This window comes from Maribellus comscasis (assembly GCF_009762775.1).
Lineage (GTDB): Bacteria > Bacteroidota > Bacteroidia > Bacteroidales > Prolixibacteraceae > Draconibacterium > Draconibacterium comscasis.
The window spans coordinates 7,258,577-7,279,525 of sequence record NZ_CP046401.1 but is presented as its reverse complement, the minus strand read 5'-3'; the positions used below and the strand labels follow the sequence as shown (position 1 = coordinate 7,279,525).

Below are 20,949 nucleotides of genomic sequence, written 5' to 3'. Positions count from 1 at the left end.
TTATTATGAAAAAGATAAAAATATATTTATTAGTAATCATTGCAATTTCATTAATATTTACCGGTTGTGAGATTGATAATTACAATGAACCAAATGTATTCCTTACAGGAAGCATTGTATATAATGGTGAACCTCTTAATCTGAGTAATAATGAGGTAACTTTACAGATCTTAGAAGAAGGATGGGAGCTTGAAACACCTAATTATGCTTATGTAAATCAAACAGGTGAATACTCATTCTTGACGTTTAAAGGTTCTTATACTTTACAGTTTGCTTCAGGCCAAGGCCCATTTAAGCCAAATCAGGAAAGCATTTCTGTTGAACTTGATGGTGATAAGGTTGTAAACTACGAAGTAACGCCTTATTATCTGGTTCGTAGTGCCAATTTTTCCACAAGTGGTCAAAATGTAGCTGCAACATTTGAAGCTGCAAAAATAATAACAGATGCTTCAAATACTATCCAAACTGTTTATCTGTATGTAAGTAAAACATCGTTTGTGGACAAAAATACAGCTATAGCCACTGCAACGTTATCTGGAGGAAACATTACTAATGAGAACTCTATATCGCTCAATGTCGATTATCCAACATTGGTTCCGGATCAGGACTATATTTTCGCACGTGTGGGAATCAAGATATCGGGAGTTGAGGATATGATTTTTTCAGAAGTTATAAGGCTTGATATTTAAATAATAACCTAAATCAGACGTTTTTACCTGGTTGGGATTAATCCCAACCAGGTAATTCTGAAGAATCAAGGCTTGATGTTGAAAGTTTTCAACTCAAGAATTCTAGTGACAGCATAAGAAAAAGTTCTTTTTGCCCTGCTTATTATTCCTATTATACAACCGGTAAAAGATCCGAGAAAGATTGTAATGAGAAATTCCAAGGATTCGATTATTTAGTTCATTCCATTTTAGATTAATAAACCAAACGTATGTACAAACTGGTTAGAGCATTATTTGTCAGTTTTTTATGGCTGATAATTTTTATGATAGGATTAACAGCCAAGTCTCAGAATAATATTCCACGTCCAGAACATCCAAAGCCACAATTTATGCGTGATAGTTGGATTAACCTCAACGGACAATGGAATTTTGCTTTTGATTTTGGACAATCGGGTATTGAAAAAGGGTGGTTTTCAGACCCATCAGAATTTGATATGAAAATAAGTGTTCCTTTTTGTCCTGAAAGCTCGCTTTCAGGAATTGGACATACGGATTTCGTTCCGGCTGTCTGGTACCATCGGCAAATAGATATACCGGAATCCTGGAGAGACAAGAGGGTGATACTTCACTTCGGTGCGGTTGATTATGATTGCAGAGCATGGATAAACGGAACCCCTGTAGGACGACACTACGGGGGCAGCGTTTCTTTCAGTTTTGACATTACCGAAGCATTGCAGGAGGGAGTTAACGATCTTGTAGTTTGTGCATTGGATGATATACGTTCGGGAATACAGCCCGGCGGGAAACAAAGTATCGCTTATGATCCGGCAAAAGCTGGAATGTTAACAAGGTATACTCGAACCACAGGTATCTGGCAGACTGTATGGCTCGAAGCAAGGCCTGAGAGTTATATTGAGTCGGTTAATATAGTTCCTGATTTAGACAATTCTTGTTTCACCATAACTCCGGTTATTGAAAACTACAGGAATGGGATGGACTTTAATGTGGTCTTGCTTTCTGATGAAGGAGAGGAAATAGTCTCAAAAAAACAATATGCGACCCAGAACAGCCCTGTTATTCTAGAACTGGCTAATCCGGAAGTATGGTGTCCTGATAATCCTTATTTATATGGACTTCAGTTTGAATTGCTCGATGGCAATAAAGAAGTGGACGTAGTGAAGAGTTACGCTGGATTAAGGAAGTTTCATATTGAAGGGAATAAATTTTTCTTAAATAATGAGCCCATTTTCTTAAGATTTGTGCTTGATCAGGGATATTACCCTGACGGAATTCTGACTGCCCCAACCGACCAGGCATTAAAAAAAGATATTGTGCTGGCATTAGAGGCAGGGTTTAACGGAGCAAGACTTCATGATAAAATATTTGAAGAACGCTTTCATTATTGGGCTGATAAGCTTGGATATCTTACATGGGGTGAATATATAGATTATGGAGAAAGTTTTGACTGGAGTAAAACCCAGGTATTTCTTAATCAACAGAGAGAATGGAGAGAGTCTATTATGAGAGACAGAAATCATCCCTCCATTGTCGCCTGGACTCCTTTTAATGAAACAATAAGGGGAGCAAGATATAATCTCGAAACACATCGACGTGCTATTATTGAAACCTATGACTTAACTCGAAATTTGGATCCTACAAGACCAATTAATGATGCTAGCGGTTATGTCCATGTTAAAACTGATATTTTTAGTATTCACGACTACGATCAAAATGTTGAAAGTTGGAAGGATAAATATCAATCAATTAATCCAAATAATCAAGAAAAAGCTTTTATAAGGTATCCTGAGATTTCTATCCCCTATAATGGGGAACCTTATGTGGTTGATGAGTATGGAGGAACTTTCTGGACCAGAGATTATGCGAATAAAGAGCAACAGGGAGACAGTCGTACTCAATGGGGATATGGAAAAACAGAGAAGCAGGTAAAAGATCTTATTAAAGCACTTACTTCTGTACTATTGAATAATCCAAATATTGCAGGATACTGCTTCACTCAACTTTATGATGTGGAAGCAGAAGTTAATGGTATTTATTCCTACCAAAGGGAACCAAAGTTTAATATTGAGCAGATAAAAGAAATTTTTGCTGCTCCCGCTGCAATAGAGGAATAAGTTCAAAATTTAATTAGACCTTTTTATGAAGAATATAGTTTTTTTAATGATTTTTTTTGGTTTCGCTTTCAGTGCGAAAAATCTCACAGCAATTCCGAGACCTGAACACCCAAGGCCGCAGTTTATGCGTGATAATTGGATAAATTTGAATGGACCGTGGAATTTTACTTTTGACTTTGATCAATCAGGACTGGAGAAAGGATGGCATAAGAATCCTGTTGATTTTAATCAAACGATTATAGTACCCTTTTGTCCTGAAAGTAAATTATCGGGAGTGGAATTAACCGATAAATTAATCCCGGGCATCTGGTATCACCGGGAAGTTACTATCCCTGATGATTGGACAAATAAAAGAATCTTTCTGCATTTCGGTGCAGTGGATTATGATTGCAGGGCCTGGATCAACGGAGAATTGGCTGGAAGACATTACGGCGGAGGAGTTTCATTTGAATTTGAGATAACACCATATCTAAAAAAAGGTGCAAATAGTATTATTGTTTGTGCATTTGATGATGTAAAATCCGGTATGCAACCTTTGGGAAAACAAACTCCCTACCTGTATGACCCAAATGTATGGAGTACCCATTATATGAGAACTACGGGGATTTGGCAAACTGTATGGTTGGAAGCCAGATCAAACAACTATATTCAATCTGTAAAAATAAAACCAGATGTAGACAACAGTCGATTTATACTTGAACCTGTTTTTGATAAAACCGAAAAAGGAGTAATCTTTCAAACAACACTTTTAAATGAGGACAACGTTGTGATTAGCGCTGTATCTTCAGAATTGATACATGGTATCCCTGTTATTGTAGATGTCCAGAATGCAAAATTATGGTCTCCTGACAATCCATACTTATACAATTTTAAATTTGAATTAATAGAAAATAATGAGGTAATTGATCAGGTAAAAAGTTACGCCGGTCTTCGAAAAATACATATAGAAGGAAACAGATTATTTCTGAATAATAAGCCTCTATATTTGCGGTTTGTATTGGATCAGGGATTTTATCCGGATGGTCTTTGGACTGCACCTGATGATAAAGAATTAAAAGCCGACATAGAACGCTCCATGGCAGTGGGATTCAATGGAGCAAGGTTACACCAAAAAATATTTGAAGAAAGATTCCATTACTGGGCTGACAAATTAGGATACCTTACAATGGGAGAGTTCTACGATTTTGGAATGCAGTGGGAAAATGCCCAATGTATTTTCAATCACGAACGGGAATGGCGTGAAATAGTATTACGGGATTATAACCATCCTTCCATTATTGCCTGGACACCTTTTAATGAAACTATTGCAGGAGCCAAAAAAGATATGGAAATTCATCGACGTGCTATCGTTAACATTGTGGATTTAACGCACGCACTTGATCAAACAAGGCCAGTTCACAGCGTGAGTGGTTTTGTCCAGGTATGCACTGATATTTATTCTGATCACAACTATCATCAGGACGCTGAATTACTGAAAAAAAACTACGCCAAACTTACACCTGATAGCAATTGGAACCAGGATTATACAGCAGGTGCTGGCCTTGCCGTTGACTATGAGGGACAACCATTTTGGGTGGCAGAATATAGCGGAACCTTCTGGGATGTGGAAGAAACTATCCCCGAAGACCCTGAAAAATGGGGGTATGGGAAAGGCATCCGAACCGAAATCGATAACAAACTAAAAGCAAACAGATGGGTGAAAACTCCTATTAAGCCTACTGTAGAAACCATTGAAGATGCCATTGAACAACAAACCCAGGTTATTCTTAGTCACCCTTATATTTCAGGTTTTTGTTTTTGCCAATTGACCGACGTTGAAGGAGAAGTGAATGGAGTCTATACATACGACAGAAAACTAAAATTCGATGGTAATCGCATGAAAGAAATTTTTATGGCACCTGCCGCAATAATGAAATCAAATTAAAAAATTGAATTATGAAATCAAACCAAACTTTAAGCTTTTTACCCCTTGTTAAACATTTTCTACTGTTCTTAATTATTTTTCCGATTATAATAAGTACCGAAGCTCAGAACAATATTCCCCGTCCTGAACATCCCAGGCCCCAGTTTATGCGTGATACCTGGATAAATCTTAACGGACAATGGAATTTTGCATTTGATTTTGGAAAATCTGGTATTGAAAGAGGGTGGTTTTCCGATCCATCCGAATTTGATATGAAAATTAATGTTCCTTTTTGTCCTGAAAGCTCGCTTTCAGGTATTGAATACAAAGATTTTATGCCAGCGGTATGGTATCACCGTACCCTCGAAATTCCTCCTACGTGGCAGGACGGAAAAATTTTTATTCATTTTGGTGCCGTTGATTTTGACTGTCGTGTCTGGGTAAATGGAGAACAGGCAGGAAGGCATTATGGAGGTAATGTCTCATTTGAGTTTGATATTACAGAATTGCTCCAGGAGGGAATAAATGATTTGGTGGTTTTGGCCGAAGATGATGTGCGTAATCTTGAGCAACCTGCCGGAAAGCAGAGTCAGACATATTATAATAGCGGTTGTTGCAAATATACCCGCACAACAGGAATTTGGCAGACCGTATGGCTGGAAGCCCGACCTGAAAAACACCTCAAACGAGTAAGAATTATTCCTGATCTCGATAACGGTTTATTTATCCTGACACCAGAAATTTCAGGGTTTTCAAATGATATGGAACTGACAACAACTATAACCAATCCTCAGGGAAGTTTGGTAAAATCTGCAACCACAAATGTGACTGACGGTGTTCCTTTTGAAATAAAACTGGATAATCCACAACCCTGGAGCCCGGAGAATCCATATCTATACACCATACAGTTTAGTTTGAAAAGTGATGGAATCGAGGATGTAGTATCCAGTTTTGCCGGGTTAAGAAAAATTCATATTGAAGGAAATAAAGTATATTTAAATAATAAACCAATATTCCAAAGGCTTGTACTTGATCAAGGTTATTATCCCGATGGTATTTTAACAGCACCAACTGATGAAGCATTGAAGAAAGATATTGAACTTTCGATGGCTGCAGGATTCAATGGTGCGCGGCTTCATGAAAAAGTTTTTGAGGAACGATTCCATTATTGGGCTGATCAGTTGGGGTACCTTACTTGGGGTGAATTGCCGGATTGGGGCACTAGTTTTAATATACCGCAAGCTTTTTTAAATATTCAAAATGAATGGAGGGAAGAGATTCTTCGTGATATGAATCATCCTTCCATTATCGCATGGACACCTACCAACGAAACTGCAGGACGTGCCCGACGGAATCCGGAGGTTCATGCCCGTTGGCTTTCAAGTTTATATGACCAGACCAAAAATCTTGACCCAACAAGACCCGTAAATGATGCCAGTGGTTATACCCACATCAAAACAGACCTATTCACAATACATGATTACGATCAGAATTTGCAAACTTTTTATGACCGCTACAAAGAACTAGATCCTGAACACCCGGAAAAAGCATTCATTGGATACCCCGGCCAGGCTCCGGAATTGTCTATTCCGTATAAAGGTCAACCATATATAGTTGATGAGTATGGCGGCACTTTTTGGTTACCGGAATATGCAGGTGAATCTGAAAAGGGAAACGGCAGAAGCGAATGGGGATACGGAAAGACAGGTGAACAGGTAGAAGACCTTGTAGATGAACTAACTCAAGTATTACTGAATAATCCAAATATTGCAGGATTTACATATACGCAATTAACAGATGTAATGCAAGAAGTTAATGGTGTTTATACATTTGATCGAAAAGAGAAATTTAATACCGAAAAATTGAAGGAAATCTTTGGAGCTCCTGCAGCTATCGAGAAGTGATACTTGCAGTAAATTCTAGATTAATTAAAAAATAGAAATTTAATAGATGTCATATTATGAAAACAAGAATAACTGCATTATTGATAGTTCTGATTGTTTTGAACGGATGGGCCCAGAACTATAAGCCAGTAGGAGATAGAATTTTGACTAAATGGGCCCAAGAAGTTACACCGGAAAATGTATGGCAGGAGTATCCTCGTCCGCAATTAACAAGAGAAAACTGGATTAATCTCAATGGTTTATGGGAATATGCTTTGCTTGAAAAGAATGAAAGCCAACCTAAAAGATATCAGGGTGATATCCTAGTACCTTTTTGTATTGAGTCAGCCCTTTCAGGTGTTGGTAAAAGTATGACGCCCGATGAAAGACTCTGGTACAAAAAGGAATTTGAATTACCTGGTGATTGGCAAACATCACGTATATTGTTGAATTTTGATGCTGTAGATTGGTCTTCATCTGTCTGGATAAATGGAGCTTATGTAGGAGCTCATAAAGGAGCATATGACAGATTTACCTTTGACATTACCGATTTTTTAAAGGGGGATGGAAAAGAAGAGATTGTCGTTGCTGTTGATGATCCCATAAGTTCAGGATCCCAGGCACGTGGTAAACAAAGATTATCACAGGGGGGAATCTGGTATACGCCGGTTAGCGGAATTTGGCAAACTGTGTGGCTGGAACCAGTAAACAAGGAAGCATCGCTCACAGAGGTAAAAATTACTCCTGATATTGATAATAACCTGGTTACGGTTCTACCCATGCTCTATGAACCTTTACCAAAGGGATATAAAGTCAAAGTAACTGTATTTGATGAAAATCAGACAGTAGCAGAAGCAGAAGTAGAAGCTGACAAAAAGGTAGACATACCAATCAATAATCCGAAACTTTGGTCACCTGATAGTCCTTTTTTATATGAGCTTAAATTAAAACTTTACAATCCGGATGGGAAGGAGTTGGATGAAGTCAACAGTTATTTTGGAATGAGGAAGATCAGTCTTCAAATGCAGTTACTAAATCAGGTTCTGTGTTTAAATGATGAACCGCTTTTTCACTATGGTACATTGGATCAAGGATGGTGGCCAGACGGACTGCATACTCCACCTTCTGATGAAGCTATGAAATATGATATAGAGATGACCAAAAAGATGGGATTTAATATGATACGAAAACATATTAAAGTGGAGAATGATCGTTGGTTCTACCATTGCGATAAATTGGGCATAATGGTTTGGCAGGATATGCCCTCGGGAATGGTAGTTATACCGAGGGAGGACGGGAGACCTGTTTCTGTGCAGAGTATAAGATTCTCTGAAGAAGATATAAATAGGAGATCTGAAGCTGCAGCTCAGTTTGAGTGGGAACTCAGAAGAATGATTGACCTTCATTACAACGTACCAAGCATTGTAATGTGGATCCCATTTAACGAAGGCTGGGGACAATATTCAACCTGTCGAATTGTTAATGGTATTGAGAATCTTGATCCTACAAGACTTGTAAATGCAGCTAGTGGTTGGGGTATTCGTCCTTGTGGTGATATTTTCGATCTTCATTCTTATGGCGAGGACATTAGAGTACCACCAACAAGCAGAGAAAAAGCTTCTGTTTTAGGAGAAATGGGTGGAATTGGATATCCAGTTGAAGGACATTTGTGGAACCCAGAAATGCGAAATTGGGGCTATCAAAATTATCAATCAGAAAAAGAACTTTTAGATGCCTACAAACATAAGTTTGAGCAGCTTGTGGAAATGAAACAAAGCAAAGGATTATCGGCAGCTGTTTACACGCAAACGACGGATGTGGAAGGAGAGGTGAATGGCTTAATGACCTATGATCGTAAAGTTGTAAAGATTCCAGTTGAAACATTAACGGAAATGCATTCTGTGCTATATGAACCAAATGAAAATGGAAGAGGTAGGTAACTTCATTCATTAAGTTCTTGTGATTTTTTGTTATTGATATTCTGACAAAATAGTTGCACTTAATTCAATGAAATACTTGTTGATAATTCTTTTAATTTTTTTTACGATGTGCCACAAACCCCAGGAATATGTTCCAATAAAAGAGAACATTCTGACGGAATGGGCAGAACAGGTAAAACCGGAAAACGCATGGCAGGAATATCCTCGACCACAACTGGAGAGGGAAGAATGGAAGAATTTGAATGGTTTATGGAATTATGCAATCACACCAAAATCACAGGAGGAAAAACCGGAAAAATGGGAAGGAAAAATATTGGTGCCTTTCTCTATTGAAACTCAACTCTCCGGTGTTGGCCGCATTATTTCTGAGGAAGAGGTTATATGGTATTATCGGTCGTTTAAACTGCCAAAGAAGTGGAAAGAAAATGCAATATTGTTGCATTTTGAAGCTTCAGATTTTGAGACAACTGTTTGGCTAAACGGCAAGCTGGTAGGAAAGCATCGCGGGGGATATGATTCATTTGAATTTGATATTTCTGATTTTGTTGAAGGAGTTGGAGAATATGACCTATTAGTAAAGGTTCATGATCCTCAGGCAAGCATATTTAAATCATTAGGAAAACAAACAGGAGCTGTCAGAGATTATGAAAGGTGTTCAGGTATTTGGCAAACCGTTTGGATTGAGCCTGTTTCAACGGATGTGTCTATTGCTTCGGTAAAAATAAACACAAGTTTAGAAGATGTTTCTTTTCAAGCATCATATCGTGGAAATCCAAACGGCATTGAGGTGAAATATGAAGTCTTTGATGGAAGTTCTTTAATATCTTCAATTATTTCGGATGCAAATAAAAAAGTAAAACTAAAAATTCCGTCACCAAAACTCTGGAGCCCTGAATCGTCTTTTCTTTATAATCTAAAAATCTCTTTACTAGAAGACAATAAAATAATCGATGAAGTAGACAGTTATTTTGGTTTAAGAACTTTATCTATTTCTGATGACTCATCCGTGAAAGATATTCTCCTCAATGGTAAACCAATATTTCAAATGGGACCTTTGGATCAAAATTATTGGCCAGGTGGCGGTTTAACTCTTCCCAGCGATGAAGCAATGATTTGGGAATCGGAATATTTAAAACGCATTGGCTGTAATATGGTAAGATTACATATTAAATACAATCCGAGTCGCTTTTATTACCATTGCGACAGACTTGGTTTGCTCGTCTGGCAGGATTTTGTTTCAGCACAAGGTCGAAATAATAATCCTGAACTCGAAGATTCTGAGTTTTGGTTTAATGAGCAAAAACAAATGGTTGAAAAATTGTATAACCATCCTTCCATTGCTATGTGGATAATATTTAACGAAGCATGGGGACAACACGATAGCGAGAAAATTTTTGAACGTGTTGAGAAATTTGATAATACTCGTCTGATAAATATAGCCAGTGGATGGGTAGATTTTCCCGAAATAGGAGATATAAAAGATATTCACGATTATACCTACCGTCCGGCAATACCAGTTCCCGGAACGCACAACAGAGCCGTTGTTTTAGGAGAAGTTGGTGGTTTTGCCTCTGCAGTTCCTCCACACAACTGGACAGGCAGGTCAAATAAAACCGGTGTACCATCAAACTTAATAGCAGGTGGAGGAAGTCCTCAAATCCCTAGGGATGACAATTTCAAACATGATATATTTCGTCCTACATTCACTTATGGGGAAAATTTTGAAAAGCAGTACTCAAAGTTCATTGATCAACTTCATTTATTACAGAATAGTGGATTAAGAGGAGCAGTATATACACAAATGACTGATATGAAACTTGAAGAAAATGGGTGGTTAACATTTGATCGAAAGGTCAGCAAAGTTGCTCCTGACAAATTGGGTAAGAGACATAATCGGTTATATACTAAACCGCCAAAGCAAAAAATATTGCTGCCAGCTTCAACAGAAGAACCTCAGACATGGGAGGCATCTGAGATAGCTATACCCTGGAAAAACAAAAAGGATGAGGAGTTATTGGATATTACAATACTTCAGGATAATATTCCTGATTTTGAAAATTTGAGTTGGAAGCAGGCCAATGGTCCTTTTGGTAATACTGATTATCCGGAACCAGGTATGGTTTGGGATGGAAAGAATCAGCTAATAATAAAGAACTCAGTAGAATTTGAGGAAATACCTGAAAATTGCAGCGTGAGAATTTATTATATAAGATCCGGAGGTCCGCGTATGACGATGATACATTCCAGAATTTATATTAATGGAAAATTTTTTGCTGATGAAACAACACGCCAGATAAATCAGGAACAAAGAATGGCGGAAGTTATTCTTCCCTCCGAGGCAATTGCTGCATTGAATAAAGGAACTAATGAATTGATAGTTCAGTTTATACCTGGCTTAAATTTTTATTCGGGAAATGTAATTCAAGGTGATGAAAAGATTTTGGTTGATGTTTCTATAACTGAGTTTTAGACGACAATATTTTTATAGACCAGTGAGGTCATAACCACTAAGTGTTTTAAAAATAAGATTAAGGGGAATAAGTTTTGAAAATTAAATACAAATAATTATGAAAAAAATCATTTTACTTTTTATTATCGGAATTTTCCTTTTCGAAGGGAATGCTCAAAACTGGCAGCCAGCAGGAGAAAAAATCAAAACTCAGTGGGCTGAAGAAGTGGATCCTGAAAATCCTTTGTCCGAATATCCAAGGCCGCAATTGGTGCGCGACCAATGGCAAAACCTGAACGGACCTTGGAGCTATGCCTTGGTAAAAAGGGGCGGAAGTTTACCCCAAGCTTTTGAAGGAGAAATTTTAGTTCCATTTGCAATTGAATCCAGTTTGTCTGGTGTTCAGAAAAGAGTGGGCGAAAATGAGGAGCTTTGGTACCAACGTACTTTCACGGTTCCATCTGAATGGAAAAATAAAAACATTGTATTAAACTTTGGTGCCGTCGATTGGTTGGCGGATGTGTGGGTGAACGATATTAAGGTTGGAACACATGAAGGTGGTTATGCTCCATTTTGTTTTGATATTACACCTTTCCTTGAAAAGGGAGAACAAAAACTGACAGTAAAAGTTTGGGATCCAACAGACCGCGGCTACCAACCCGTGGGCAAACAAACGAACAGGCCACGCGGAATTTGGTACACCCCGGTTACAGGAATCTGGCAAACGGTATGGATTGAACCGGTTGGAAAAACTTTTATTACACAGTTAAAAACAGTTCCGAATGTCGATGGCGAAAATGTATCTGTCCTAGCGTCTGCGAAAGGACTAATTGATACTGATATTGTTGAGGTCAAAGTTATTGAAGATGGAAATGTTTTAAGCACTGGAAAAGCAGTAGCGAAACAGGAAGTACTTGTAGATGTGCCGGAAGCCAAACTTTGGAGTCCTGAATCTCCTTTTTTATACGACATGGAGGTTTCCATCTTACGGGACGGGAAAGTGATAGAAAAAGTGGAAAGTTACCTTGGGATGCGTAAAATTTCCACAAAACGTGATGAAAGTGGCATAGTGCGTCTTCAGTTAAACAATAAAGATTATTTCCAGTTTGGACCGCTTGACCAGGGGTGGTGGCCCGATGGATTGTATACTGCACCTACCGATGAAGCTTTGTTATACGATATTCAAAAAACCAAAGATTTTGGATTTAATATGATCCGTAAACACGTAAAAGTTGAACCTGCCCGCTGGTACTACCATTGCGACCGTGAAGGAATTTTGGTTTGGCAAGATATGCCCAACGGTGATGATCATCCTGAATGGCAAACACGAAATTTTTTTGATGGTAAGGAACTGGAACGAAGCGCCAGGTCAGAAGAAAATTACAGACATGAGTGGAAAGAAATAATGGATTTGTGTTATTCCAATCCGAGTGTTGTAGTTTGGGTACCTTTTAACGAGCGCTGGGGGCAATTTAAAACTGAAGAAATTACAGAATGGACTAAGAATTATGATCCTTCAAGATTGGTAAATCCTGCGAGCGGAGGAAACCATTATGATGTTGGTGATATAATTGACATGCATAACTACCCTGAACCGGTAATGGGACTTTACACTTCGAAACGTGCCAACGTTTTGGGCGAATACGGTGGAATAGGACTTCCAATCGATAATCATCTTTGGGAGACTGGGAGAAACTGGGGGTATGTTCAATACAAGAATTCAGAAGAGGCTACTGATGAGTATGTTAAATATGCGAAAATGCTCATGAAATTAATTCCTTATTGTTATTCAGGTGCTGTTTACACGCAAACAACTGATGTTGAATCGGAGGTAAATGGATTAATGACATATGACAGAAAAGTAATTAAACTCGACGAGGAGAGAATAAGGGAAGTGAATCAGGAAATTAGTAATTTCTTTAAATAATTTGAAAGATATAAAGAGGTTGTCATTTTGAATTAAAGGCGACCTCTTTCTTTTAAACATAATTTAGAGTGTTGGCTTTGGCACATAATTTCACTGAGCAAGAGTAAAACTTATCAAATAAAATATAGTTTATGAAACGAAGAAATTTCATCAAAATTACCGGTGTTGGAAGTGCTTCAGTGATTGCGACGTCAAAAATAAACATGGCAATTGCAAAAGATGCTTTTGAAACATCAGAGATTAAAATAAATCCTTCTCCAAAATTTGAATTATCACCCTGGTTGTATATGCAATTTATGGAACCGCTCGGTGTAACTGACGGGTCTGTGGAGGCAGCATGGGATCACGGCCATGATAAATGGCGGGAGGATGTTGTTAATGTAACCCGGGAACTTGCTCCGGGAATGATTCGTTGGGGTGGTATACTTTCATCGTATTACCGTTGGCGAGAAGCAGTTGGTCTCAGAGATAGCCGAAAGCCGATGTATAATATTCAGTGGGAAGGAATGGAAACAAATCAGATTGGCACATCAGAATTTGTTGATTTCTGCAATCAGGTAAATGCCGATCCACTCATGACTGTTAATTTCGAATCAGAAGGAAATCCAAACTGGGCCACTACCCCAAAAGGGGATGTACGTTCGGCAGATGCTGCTGAAGCTGCTGAGTGGGTGGATTACTGTAATAATCCATCAAACAGAGAGAGAATTAAGCACGGTTTTAAAGAACCGTTTAATATTAAAACGTGGCAAATAGGAAATGAGACTTCATATGGAAGAAACAGGTTCGATTTGAAAACAGCCGCAAAGAAAACAGTTGAATTTGCCAAAGCCATGAAAAAAGTCGATCCCTCAATTCAATTAATTGGATGGGGCGACAGTGGCTGGTCGAAAAAAATGATTGAAGAAGCTGGTGAATATATTGATTTTATAGCATTTCACCACATGTACAATCCTGGACGAAATGTGGAAAATTCTCCCTTACGCGATAATAAATACCGCGAAGATCCGGCAGCAACATGGGAAATATTAATGGATGGTTACAAACCACATGAAGAAAAAATAAAAAACATAAGAGATGAGGTCATAGGAACAGGAAAACCCCTGGCTTTAACAGAATGCCATTATGCTCTCCCGGGAAGAAATCGCTGCGAAGTTTTATCCTCTTGGGCAACGGGTGTTTCGTATGCCCGGCTCATGAATTTGCATGAACGAAATGGCGATTTGCTAAAAATTGCCACCTTGGCCGATTTTTGTGGAACACGGTGGCAGGTCAATGCAATCATGATTCCCGTTCCTGGAGGAAAATCTTTTATGATGCCGGTTGCAAAAATAATGAGCCTCTATCGGCATCATACCGGTAAAAATTATCTTGAAGTAGAAAATGTACCTGGCGATTTGGATATCACAGCAAGCAGGACTGGGAATACGGTTTTCCTGCATGTTGTAAATACTAGTCGTTACAGAACAATCAAAACAAGCATAGATATTCTTAATATGCAAATTAATTCCGGTAAAGCTTTTGAGCTAAAAACAGATCCTGAATTTGAAATAATGAGGGCTGAGAATGATCCTCTGTTACCCATAGAAAGAAATCTGAATGTTGAGGAATTAGTTGAATTTCCTCCAGCTTCAGTTACGGCTGTTGAGTTAAATGTTGTTTAGTATTTTAATATGGTTGGGTGTATTTGCAATCCAATGGAAAATTCGAGGCAATTCAGGTTTTTGGATGAGAAAAAATAAATAGCCGAATGAGAAATTAAATTCACAAACTTTAAACTATATATAATGAAATCTATTGTCGTATTCTGTATTACTTTATTCTCTGCATTGTTTGGCAATGCACAGGAAAACAGAGAACTGTTTTATGCAGATCCAACTATTTATGTCGGCAATGGCAAATACTATCTAACCGGAACAGGGGGAAGAAGGGGAGGACCATCGGGTTTTAATGTTTTAGAATCAGAAGATCTAAAAAACTGGACTTTGCCTGCAGGGGCAAGTGATTCAGTATACATGGTTCTGACCCAGGGTGACCATACTTATGGTACAAGAGGTTTTTGGGCACCACAAATACTTAAAGTGGATGAAACTTATTATCTGACTTACACTGCTAATGAGCAAACTGTGATGGCTCAGTCAAAATCTGTTTTGGGACCATATAGACAAAAGGAAGTTGCTCCTATTGACGGTTCTGAAAAAAATATTGACTCATATATTTTCAAAGATGACGATGGTAAGTTTTATCTGTACCATGTTCGATTTAACAGAGGCAATTATTTATGGGTAGCCGAGTTTGACCTAAGAATTGGGAAAATTAAGCCTGAAACATTAACAAAATGTTTTGACCAGACCGAGTCCTGGGAAGCTACTCCCAACTATGAGTCCAGTCCTATAATGGAAGGTCCTTCAGTCTTAAAATTAAAAGATAAGTATTACCTGTTCTACTCAGCGAACCACTTTAGAAGTATAGATTATTCTGTTGGATATGCGGTTGCTGATTCGCCATACGGACCATGGAGCAAACAAAAAGAAAATCCTATAATTCACCGTTCCATTGTTGGTGAAAATGGATCTGGACATGGGGATTTTTTCAAAGGATTTGACGGACAATTATATTATGTATATCATGTTCACTTTGACCAACAACAAATAAGTCCACGAAGAACACGAATAATCCCCGTCAACAAGAAGTGGGATGCAGAAGAAGGACTTTATAAATTCAGTGTGAAAGGAAATGAAGTTATTGTGCCTTTAATGGCTGAAAATTGATGAGGTTTTACTTTTTTGATTTTTAAAAACTTGAGATATGAAAAAATTTAAATTGATTAAGTTATTTCTGGTCTTAACAATGACATTTATCTGTAATTGTCTAAATGCACAACAACCAGATCCACCAGGGCAAGTTGAAAATTCTGAAGATGCAGTTAACCATGCATACTTATTCGCACACATGACGCATCAGGATTATGGTGAGCTTTATTATTCAGTGAGTTTGGATGGTTTACATTGGTATGCATTAAATGACGGTAAGCGGGTATTTGATGAATATCATGGGCACCCCGATATATGCAAAGGACATGATGGGCGTTATTACATTGCAGGTAACAGAAGTGATGGTTCACCAGATATTAATTTCTGGGTTTCGGCAGATCTAATTCATTGGGAAAAATATAGTACACTTACACCAGATTTAAAAAGTACACCCGATTATTCCTATGCATTACAACGAATAGGAGCCCCAAAAATCTATTTCGATCAGGATTCAAGACAATACATTGTAACCTGGCATACTCCCCACAAGGAAGGAGGTGAAATCTACTGGGCAAGTCAGCGAACCCTTTATGTTTTATCAAAAGATTTAAAAACATTTTCTGAACATCCTACACGTTTATTCGAATGGGACATGGGAACTATAGATGTTATTATTCGGAAAATTGATGATGACTATTACACTATCATCAAAGATGAAACTTACCCAACGCTTTATTGGACAACCGGAAAAACCATTCGTATTTCAAAGGCTTCGGATCTGCTAGGGCCATATTCCGAACCGGGAGAGCCAATCAGTCCGAACTTCAGAGAAGCACCCATGCTTATTCCATCTCCTGATGGTAAAATATGGTATATGTATTATGAACAGTACCCGGGTGTTTCGTATGGACTTTCAATTGCTGATAACATGAATGGTCCCTGGTTTCAGGCCTCGGGTTATACTTTTCATCGAAACTGGGATAAATATAGTCTGCCTCAGTCAGTAAGGCATGGGTGCATGATTACTATTTCGGAGAGAGAATACAATCGATTGGTCGATCATTTTGGTATTACAGAATGAATAATGATTTGCAAGAATTTTTTTTGTCTAAAGTTCTTTTCCTTCATTTTTTCCAATCTGCTCAATTGTATGGATGGGAGCAGTCGTCAGTGCATGATCCAACAGATTGAGAACCAAGGGAGGTTTTGTCAGGATTTTAACAGCATTTAATAATAACAATAAATAGGCTAGTTATGAAAAGAGTAGTTTTTTTTATATTGACAGCTATAGTAGCGTTTACAGCTTGCCAAAACAAGTCAAAAAATACTGAAGAAAAATCAGTAAATCCAGAACCAGTAAAAAGAATATGGTCTATTGAACAAGCCAATGCATGGAGTGAAGAGGTAGGTTGGCTTCGTGGATGTAACTTCAATCCTAGTACTGCCATTAATCAGTTGGAAATGTGGCAAGCCGAGACTTTCGATCTCGTAACTATTGACAGGGAATTGGGATGGGCAGAGGATATTGGCATGAACTGCATGCGTGTTTATTTACATCATATTGCATGGGAAGTGGATAAAGAAGGCTTTAAAGGGCGGATGAAACAATACTTGGAAATTGCGGACAGCCATGGGATTAAAACCATTTTTGTATTTTTTGACGATTGCTGGAATGCGACCTACAAGGCAGGCAAGCAACCTGAGCCGGAACCTGGAGTACATAATTCTGGCTGGGTACGTGATCCAGGAGATTTGATTTTTCTGGATGAAAACTTAATGTCTTTGCTAGAAGTATATGTAAAAGATATTCTTACCACATTTAATGATGATGAACGGATTGTTATGTGGGATTTGTACAACGAAGTTGGCAATAATAATTTAGGGATTACGTCATTGCCTTTACTTCGTAATGTTTTTCGATGGGGATGGGAAATTAGGCCGTCACAACCTCTTACCGTATGTGTATTTGGCCGGCATGAAGCACTGACTAAATGGGAAAAGGAAAGTTCAGACATTATTACTTATCACAGTTATAGCCAACCGGAAAGGCATCAGGCAAAGATTGATGAGTTAAAGCGCCTTGGTCGTCCAATGGTTTGTACCGAATACATGGCCCGTCCTCGTAATAGTTTATTTTCCAATATTATGCCAATGCTAAAAGAGCAAAATGTAGGAGTAATTAACTGGGGTTTGGTAGCCGGAAAATCAAACACTAAGTATGCATGGGGAGAACCTATTCCAGACGGCTCAGAACCACCTCTGTGGTTTCATGAGATTTTCAGGCCAGATGGGACTCCGTACAAACAAGAGGAAGTTGACTTAATAAAAAGCTTAACACTAAATTAGGATAATTAATAGAACATTTTAAGAGAGGCACATTATTGATGGCTACAAATTTTTGAAAAAATGAGAGGGATTTTTTTAGTTCTGATTTTAGTTGTCGGTTTTTGTTTATGCACTTTAGCTGCTTTAGACGATATAAAGGAACCAAATATTATTATAATACTTGCCGACGATTTGGGTTGGAACGATGTTGGCTATCATGGAAGTGATATTCAAACTCCTGAAATTGACAAACTGGCTGACAATGGAATTCAACTCAATCGTTTTTATACTTGTCCTGTTTGTACGCCTACTCGTGCCGGATTACTAACAGGAAAGTACCCCGACCGTTTTGAAATGCGGAATGGTGTGTGTGCTCCAACAGTATTAAACGGCTTACCTCCCGAAGAAACTACCTTGGCTGAATACCTGGGACAAAAAGGATATAAAAACCGTGCCGCATTCGGTAAATGGCATCTGGGGCATTCCCATTTGAAATACCATCCGTTAAATCAGGGGTTTACATACTTTTACGGCCATTACAACGGTGCTATTGATTATTTCACACGAAAGCGTGATGCTGAACTTGATTGGCATAGAAATTTCGATCCTGTTTTTGAAGAAGGTTACTCTACTGATTTAATCGGTGAAGATGTTGTAAGATGATATATTGACGAAAAACATAATGAAGGCCCTTTTTTCGCGTACATTGCTTTTAATGCTCCACATTCTCCCATGCAGGCCAAAGAAGTGGATTTGCTCAAATATGGATATGATCCAGATATTCAAATTGAAGATTATCCCATTGGCGGACAGCGCATGGGTGAACGTGAATCTGATATATATGGCCGGAGGGGACGAGGAAACACCCTCCGACAAACGTTTTCTGCAATGGTGAGTGCAATGGATCAGCAAATTGGAAACATCATAAGTTATTTACAAGAAAATAATCTATATGAAAATACCTTTATCTGGTTTTTGAGTGATAATGGCGGAGTTTACCGTTTTGGTGGCGATAATACTCCTTTACGCGGACAAAAACATCAGGTATGGGAAGGTGGAGTACGAACGGTTTCCATTGTAAAACCGAATTATAGAACTGATGTGAAGAATGTTGACCAGGTGATTTCATACATCGATATCTTTCCGACTATGGTACAGATAACAAATGGAAAAATTGAAAAAAATGTTTTTGATGGCATCAATGTTGAATCTTCATTCGAAGGGAATCTTTTACCCAATAGGCATTTATTCTTAGGTAATGAAGCACTTATTTCCGATAAATGGAAGTTGATAAATGACCAATTGTTTCAAATTAATATTGATCCACTTGAATCTAAAAATGTAGTGGATAAGTACCCGGTGGTTTACAGCGAGATGAGAAACTGTTTGGCGAAATTTAAAACTATCGAGAAAGGAGAATACATTTACCAGCCAGCAGACTGGAGACCTCCTAAAAATTGGAAAATGGAAGAATAATAAATATGAATAAAATGAAAAATTTCATTCGCTTATTTCTAATATTCACTGTTCTTGTGACAATCCTTAGTTGTGATAAAAACGAGGCCAGGAAGCCCCCTAACGTCGTAATCATTTTTATTGACGATATGGGGTACGGCGATTTAAGTTGCTATGGAAATGTTGCAGTAAAAACTCCAAACATGGATGCTCTCGCAAGTCAGGGAGTTCGATTTACCAATTTCTATGTTAATTCACCCATTTGTTCACCATCCCGGGTTGCATTAAATACGGGTACTTATCCAATGAGACATAAAATACATTCCTATATTGCTAGCTCAACTCAAAACAGAAATCGTGCGATGGCCGATTTTCTTGATCCTTCTGTCATGACAATTGCTCGAACGCTGAGCAACAATGGCTACGCAACCGGTCATTTTGGGAAGTGGCATATGGGAGGAGGCCGTGACCTGGGTGACGTTCCGTATCCAACCGATTATGGTTTTGATAAGTCATTTGTAGCTTTTGAAGGAATTGGTGACCGCTTGTTATTCCCTAATCATGGATTAAGCAATCAGAGTGAGAAATTGGGAAACGGTGAAATTGTGTGGGCTCCAAAACACGCTTCCACTTCCATTTATATCGATAGTGCCCTTACCTTTGTGAGGAATTGCAAAGAGCAACCATTCTATATTAATTTATGTCCGAATGATGTTCATGACCCACATTTGCCTGAATTAAGTAGCGTTGAGAAATGGAGATCGGCCACTGAAAATCCTTATGAGCAAAAGTTTTTTGCTGTGCTTGAAGAATTGGATAATCAAATAGGCCGTTTGGTAAGTGAACTGGACAAAATTGGAAAATTGGAAAATACCATTATCATATTTGCCAGTGATAATGGCCCTACAGATTGGCCTTACTATTATAATTCAGAAAGATATCCTGAAGACTACACAGGAAAGCTTTATGCACCCGGATTCACCGGAGGGTTGTCAGGGCGTAAATGGAGCCTTTTCGAAGGCGGCATTCGTGAACCTTTTTTCGTTTATTGGAAAGGTCATTTTCCAGCGGATAAAGTTGATGAAAAAACAATTGTTTCAGCAATTGATATTTTCCCATCTCTCTGTTCATTACTGGGAATTGAAATACCTGAAGACATAGATGGAACAGACAAAAGCCAGGCTTTTGGGGGAACAGAAATGGAAGATGTTCCGGCAATTATGTGGGAATATGCAAGTAATCCGGGAGGTTCTATTCTGCCAGGTAATAAAAAGAATATTTCACCAAATCTTGCAATCAGGCAAGGAAACTGGAAACTGCTTATAAATGCTGACTCAACAGATATAATGCTTTTTAACCTTGAAAAAGATCCAGGAGAAAAATTGAATTTGGCTGCTCAAAACACCGAACTTGCCGGGGAAATGGTAGCTCAAATTCTGGCATGGCGCCGCTCAATGCCGGTAGATGTGTCGGATAACAAAGGAGAATAGTCTGAAAACTTAAATCAAATCAAC

12 protein-coding genes and 1 pseudogene are annotated in these 20,949 nt (G+C 38.3%); all 13 read left to right on the top strand.

What is annotated here, in order from left to right:
• Positions 1–5: 5 nt before the first annotated feature.
• Positions 6–689 (top strand): DUF3823 domain-containing protein, encoded by a 684-nt coding sequence (locus GM418_RS29085; protein WP_158871583.1) that lies wholly within the window; start codon positions 6–8, stop codon positions 687–689.
• 248 nt (positions 690–937) lie between these two features.
• A complete protein-coding gene (locus GM418_RS29080) occupies positions 938–2,800 on the top strand; it encodes a glycoside hydrolase family 2 protein (RefSeq protein ID WP_158871581.1) in 1,863 nt (620 codons plus the stop codon).
• 124 nt (positions 2,801–2,924) lie between these two features.
• Positions 2,925–4,724, top strand: coding sequence for a glycoside hydrolase family 2 protein (locus GM418_RS29075; protein ID WP_158871579.1), 1,800 nt, complete (start codon positions 2,925–2,927; stop codon positions 4,722–4,724).
• 11 nt (positions 4,725–4,735) lie between these two features.
• Positions 4,736–6,607, top strand: a complete 1,872-nt coding sequence (locus tag GM418_RS29070; RefSeq protein ID WP_158871577.1) for a glycoside hydrolase family 2 protein — start codon at positions 4,736–4,738, stop codon at positions 6,605–6,607.
• A gap of 56 nt (positions 6,608–6,663) precedes the next feature.
• Complete coding sequence (locus GM418_RS29065) at positions 6,664–8,526, top strand: glycoside hydrolase family 2 protein (RefSeq protein WP_158871575.1); 1,863 nt, start codon at positions 6,664–6,666, stop codon at positions 8,524–8,526.
• A gap of 106 nt (positions 8,527–8,632) precedes the next feature.
• Entirely contained in the window at positions 8,633–10,996 is a 2,364-nt protein-coding gene (locus tag GM418_RS29060) for a glycoside hydrolase family 2 protein (RefSeq protein WP_158871573.1), read from the top strand.
• A 97-nt stretch (positions 10,997–11,093) separates the two neighbouring features.
• Positions 11,094–12,902: a glycoside hydrolase family 2 protein gene (locus GM418_RS29055; RefSeq protein WP_158871571.1), complete on the top strand. Its 1,809-nt coding sequence runs from the start codon at positions 11,094–11,096 to the stop codon at positions 12,900–12,902.
• Positions 12,903–13,033: 131 nt separating this feature from the next.
• Positions 13,034–14,566: an alpha-L-arabinofuranosidase C-terminal domain-containing protein gene (locus tag GM418_RS29050; RefSeq protein WP_158871569.1), complete on the top strand. Its 1,533-nt coding sequence runs from the start codon at positions 13,034–13,036 to the stop codon at positions 14,564–14,566.
• 123 nt (positions 14,567–14,689) lie between these two features.
• Positions 14,690–15,673: a glycoside hydrolase family 43 protein gene (locus tag GM418_RS29045; RefSeq protein ID WP_158871567.1), complete on the top strand. Its 984-nt coding sequence runs from the start codon at positions 14,690–14,692 to the stop codon at positions 15,671–15,673.
• A gap of 37 nt (positions 15,674–15,710) precedes the next feature.
• Complete coding sequence (locus GM418_RS29040) at positions 15,711–16,736, top strand: glycoside hydrolase family 43 protein (protein WP_158871565.1); 1,026 nt, start codon at positions 15,711–15,713, stop codon at positions 16,734–16,736.
• A gap of 173 nt (positions 16,737–16,909) precedes the next feature.
• Positions 16,910–18,001, top strand: a complete 1,092-nt coding sequence (locus tag GM418_RS29035; protein ID WP_217447631.1) for a glycoside hydrolase 5 family protein — start codon at positions 16,910–16,912, stop codon at positions 17,999–18,001.
• A gap of 60 nt (positions 18,002–18,061) precedes the next feature.
• Positions 18,062–19,456, top strand: a pseudogene (locus GM418_RS31760) (arylsulfatase B).
• A gap of 14 nt (positions 19,457–19,470) precedes the next feature.
• Positions 19,471–20,925, top strand: coding sequence for a sulfatase family protein (locus GM418_RS29020; RefSeq protein ID WP_158871561.1), 1,455 nt, complete (start codon positions 19,471–19,473; stop codon positions 20,923–20,925).
• Positions 20,926–20,949 lie beyond the last annotated feature (24 nt).